Origin of the sequence: Nocardia wallacei (assembly GCF_029869545.1) — a bacterium.
Classification (GTDB): domain Bacteria; phylum Actinomycetota; class Actinomycetes; order Mycobacteriales; family Mycobacteriaceae; genus Nocardia; species Nocardia wallacei_A.
In genome coordinates, this window is the sequence record NZ_JARWQD010000359.1 from 1 (window position 1) to 4,189 (window position 4,189).

The following is a 4,189-nucleotide window of genomic DNA, read 5'->3' on the forward strand; positions in this document are numbered from 1 at the left end:
GGCCGGGGGCCGCCCTCTGATCCGCCCCCTCTTTCGCCTGGGTCCCTTTAATCGCGGCGGCGCCCGGGGTTTTTTGGGCTAATGCCCGGGGGGGGCCCGCGACCGCGGTCGTCATTTCGCCGCCTCCGCGTAGTGCCGGGCCGAGCCACTGGCGGCGTCGTCCCCGTTGAGCGAATAGTGGCGCATGAACAGCTCCTCCAGCGTCGGCGGCTGGCTGACCAGATTGCGCACACCGGCGTCGCCGAGCACGCGGATCAGCTCGCCGAGGTGTTCGCTGTCGACCTGGCAGCGCAGGGTGTGGTCCTCGAAGCTGACATCCTCGACACCGGGGATGCGCCCGAGATCGCCAGGGTCCCCGATCATTTCGGCGGTGATCGAGGTGCGGCTCAGGTGCCGCATCTCCGCGAGCGTGCCGCTCTCCACCGTCCGCCCGGAGCGGATGATGGTGACGCGGTCGCACAGCATCTCGACCTCGGACAGGATGTGGCTGGACAGCAGCACCGTCACGCCGCGCTCGGTGGCCTCGCGGACGCACTCCCGGAAGATCTGCTCCATCAACGGATCCAGGCCCGAGGTGGGTTCGTCGAGCATGAGCAGGTTCGCGTTCGAGGAGAACGCCGACACCAGGGCGACCTTCTGCCGGTTGCCCTTGGAGTAGGTGCGGGCCTTCTTGCGCGTATCCAGTTCGAAGCGCTCGATCAGTTCCGCGCGGCGCTCGGGATCCAGACCGCCGCGCATGCGGGCCAGCAGGTCGATGGTCTCCCCGCCCGACAGCGACGGCCACAGCGTGACATCGCCTGGAACATAGGCGATTTCGTGATGCAGACCGACCGCGTCGGTCCACGGGTCGCGGCCGAGCACCTGCGCCTCGCCCGACGTGCGGGCCAGGATGCCCAGCAGAATACGAATGGTCGTGGACTTACCGGCCCCGTTGGGGCCGAGGAAGCCGTGCACCTCACCCTCGGCGACCTCGAGGTCGAGTCCGTCCAGAGCGTGCACCTGCCCGAAATGCTTGTGCAGATCTCGGACGACGATTGCCGATGACATCGAATCTCCTTGTGAGAAGAAGGTTTACCGATCCGCGAGCAATGCGTCCAGCACCGTCGAATCGGTGAATAGTCCGTGTGTGTTGACTTCGATCGCCGGCAGCATCATCTGGTCGGCGTACTCGCGCAGCGCTTTTCGGTAGTCGATCTTTCCTTCGTTCCGCCCGGCGTAGAGCTGGAGGTAGAAGAAGAATCCGCCGCCGTTCTGGGTTGCCAGATAGTTGGCCGTCGCCTTCAGATCGCTTGGTGCGCGGAGGGTTCCGGCCTCGATGCCGACGGCGAGATACCCCTCGACGTCGGCCCTCATCTGGTCGAACCATGCCACCAGCAGTGGACCTCCGGCCTGGAAGGTGCGCATCAGGTAGCCGATGTACGGCGCGAACTCCTCGATCTCCGTCAGCGCCCGCAGGGTCGCGTTCGGAGAGGGCTCCTGCACGTACTGCAGCTTCGCCGAGACGATGATCGAGCGGACGTGCTCATCGCACGCCTGCCGCAGACCATCCTTGGAACCGAAGTGATGGTTGACCAACCCGGGTGACACACCCGCGGCCTTGGCGATCGCTCGAACTCCGACCCCGAACCCCTCATCGCCGAACGCGACGATCGCGGCGTCCCGGATGCGGGCGCGAGTGCTCAGATCCTGGGCGGATCCTTCCGGTACGGCTGCTCCCTTAAACACATGTTCAATATACTAAACACTCGTTCAATCGTCACGCAAGAGCTGACGCGGACCGATTTCGAATCGTCATTTGTGCAGGTCAGGGGGGTTGACTAGACATAGGATGATGGGACGGAAACTACCCGCGCGAGGCGCAGAGCAGCCCGTCCCCCACCGGGATCAGCACGCTGGTCAGCTGCGGGTCCTCGGCGACGGCGCGGGTGGCCGCGCGCACCGCCTGCGTGGCGGGGTCCCGCTGCGCCTGATCGGGCACCCGCCCGCCGAGCAGGGCGTTGTGCAGCAGGATCGCGCCGCCCTCGCGCAGCAGACGCACCCCCTGCTCCACATATTGCGGATGCTCCAGCGGCGCGGCATCGATGAACACCAGGTCGTAGGCGCCGTCGGCCAGGCGCGGCAGCACATCCAGGGCGCGGCCGTTGATCAACCGGGTCCGGGCGGGCGCGACCTCCGCGGTGCGGAACGCCTCGCGGGCGGCGCGCTGATGCTCGGGTTCGGAGTCGATGGTGGTCAGCGTGCCGTCCTCGCGCATGCCGTCGAGTAGCCACAATCCGCTGATCCCGGCGCCGGTGCCCACCTCCACCACCGCCCGGGCCCCTGCGAGCTGGGCGTACATGCTCAGCAGCGCACCCACCGAGGGTGGCACGGGCGCGGCGCCCAGCTCGGTGGCCCGCTCGCGCGCGGCCACCAGAATCTCGTCCTCGACAACGGATTCCTCGACGTAGGCGAGGTTGCGCTGCACGGCCGACGCCGCCGGTATGGAACTCACGGGTAAGAGGCTAATGGCGAAACCGCCCTCCCGTCGCGACCGACGGGCCCGCGGGCGGCGGTGCGGCCGCCATTTTTCTCAGGTGTCCCTCAGCATCCCCATACCACCGACACATCGGGAGCCGACAAAGTAGGGACAACGCAAAGGCCGACCGATCGCCGGTCGGCGCCCGGGAACACCGGACACAGGTCTTCGGTTGTACCCGGTACGCGACGGGTGGGCGACCCCACCGTCGCAGCGCCGGCCCACGGTCCCGAGTAGGAGGTAACCCCATCCACATGGTCGATGCGGCGCGTGAGCACGCCACCCTGCCCGAGCCGAGCCTGCCCAACGGCACGGCCGAATACCACCTGCCCGCCCCGGCGGCATCCGCCGACGCCGCGATGCCCGAGGACGCCGTCCTCCCCGAGGGCCCGGAGGGCGCCGAGGAGGATCCGCTGACCGGCACCGCGGCCTTCGACGCGACCGGCGACCGGACCATGATGCCATCCTGGGACGAACTGGTCCGCGAGCACGCCGACCGCGTGTACCGGCTGGCCTACCGCCTGACCGGCGACCCGCAGGACGCCGAGGACCTCACCCAGGAGACCTTCATCCGGGTCTTCCGCTCGCTGTCGAACTACCAGCCGGGCACCTTCGAGGGCTGGCTGCACCGCATCACGACCAATCTGTTCCTGGACATGGTGCGCCGCCGCAACCGCATCCGGATGGAGGCGCTGCCCGACGACTACGACCGGGTGCCCTCCGAGGGCCCCGACCCCGAGCAGGTCTACCACGATGCCAACCTGGATCCGGACCTGCAATCGGCACTCGACGCGCTGGCCCCGGAGTTCCGTGCCGCCGTCGTGCTCTGCGATATCGAGGGCCTGTCCTACGAGGAGATCGGCGCTACGCTCGGCGTGAAACTGGGCACCGTGCGCAGTCGTATCCACCGCGGACGCCAGGCGCTGCGGGAGCACCTTGCGCATAATGGATCTCAGGAGCGGTTCGCCGCTGCCGAGAAGGTCGGGTAATTCGCGGCCGCCACAGGCGGCGCCCGGCGCCAGTTGATTGTCCGTCGGAAGGGTGTGCACGTATGGGTGGCGAAGACGCCGCAACAGGCCGCGACTCCGGCGCGGCGGCGGGTCGAGCACAGCGCGCCCGTACCGGACGTCCGCCCCGCTTCGCTCCGACCGAGCACTTGGCCAGCGAGGCCATCGCCGCCTATGTCGACGGCGAACTGCGCATGAACGCCTACCTGCGCGCCGCCGAACATCTCGCCAAATGTCCCGAGTGCGCCGCCGAGGTCGAGGCGCAGCAACAGGCGCGCATCGCGCTCCGCCGGGCCGCGCAGCACCAGATCGCGGCGCCCGGGGACCTGCACGACACCCTGAGCCGAATTCCGCTGGCAAATCTTCCCGGCAAGATGGACGAGATGACGCGCGGCGCGAGTTTCCTGGGCCTGCGGGCGGATTCGTTCCGATTCGTTTCCACCGATCGCGACTTCGGTTCCGAGAGCAGGCGGTGGACCGGTTGGTGGCGCAAGTAGAGTTCGACACGTGACCACCGAATCAACGAACACCGGATCACAGCCCGAACGGCCCGGCGGGACAGACGCTGTTTCGGATTCGGCGGCCGAACGGGGGAACCTGAGGCCGCCGGACGCGCCCGTCCTTGGGCCGCGGGGCGGCGAACCGCCCCGAAAAAAATAAACCAACC

General features: G+C 68.1%; 5 protein-coding genes. 2 read left to right on the forward strand and 3 right to left on the reverse strand.

Translation table 11 applies throughout. The features are described from left to right. Positions 1-111: 111 nt before the first annotated feature. From QH290_RS32935 to QH290_RS32945, 3 genes are all read right to left on the reverse strand, one after another. Positions 112-1,047 carry an ABC transporter ATP-binding protein gene (locus QH290_RS32935; RefSeq protein ID WP_280265868.1) on the reverse strand — a complete coding sequence of 312 codons (936 nt, stop codon included), beginning with the start codon at positions 1,045-1,047 and terminating at the stop codon, positions 112-114. A 24-nt stretch (positions 1,048-1,071) separates the two neighbouring features. Beyond that, entirely contained in the window at positions 1,072-1,725 is a 654-nt protein-coding gene (locus QH290_RS32940) for a TetR/AcrR family transcriptional regulator (RefSeq protein WP_280265869.1), read from the reverse strand. 118 nt (positions 1,726-1,843) lie between these two features. Continuing rightward, the gene (locus QH290_RS32945) at positions 1,844-2,482 is read right to left on the reverse strand and encodes an O-methyltransferase (protein ID WP_280265894.1); all 639 of its coding nucleotides are present in this window, start codon (positions 2,480-2,482) and stop codon (positions 1,844-1,846) included. Between the two features lie 392 nt (positions 2,483-2,874). Here QH290_RS32945 and sigE point away from each other — a divergent pair, with 392 nt between their 5' ends. After that, positions 2,875-3,504 (forward strand): RNA polymerase sigma factor SigE, encoded by a 630-nt coding sequence (gene sigE, locus QH290_RS32950; RefSeq protein WP_425301700.1) that lies wholly within the window; start codon positions 2,875-2,877, stop codon positions 3,502-3,504. A 62-nt stretch (positions 3,505-3,566) separates the two neighbouring features. Then, a complete protein-coding gene (locus QH290_RS32955) occupies positions 3,567-4,019 on the forward strand; it encodes a zf-HC2 domain-containing protein (RefSeq protein WP_280265871.1) in 453 nt (150 codons plus the stop codon). The last annotated feature ends 170 nt before the right edge of the window (positions 4,020-4,189 follow it).

Coding starts and splice junctions, on each gene's coding strand:
- QH290_RS32935 (WP_280265868.1), bottom strand. CDS start 1,047: ATGTCATCGGCAATCGTCGTCCGAGATCTGCACAAGCATTTCGGGCAG.
- QH290_RS32955 (WP_280265871.1), top strand. CDS start 3,567: ATGGGTGGCGAAGACGCCGCAACAGGCCGCGACTCCGGCGCGGCGGCG.
- sigE (WP_425301700.1), top strand. CDS start 2,875: ATGCCCGAGGACGCCGTCCTCCCCGAGGGCCCGGAGGGCGCCGAGGAG.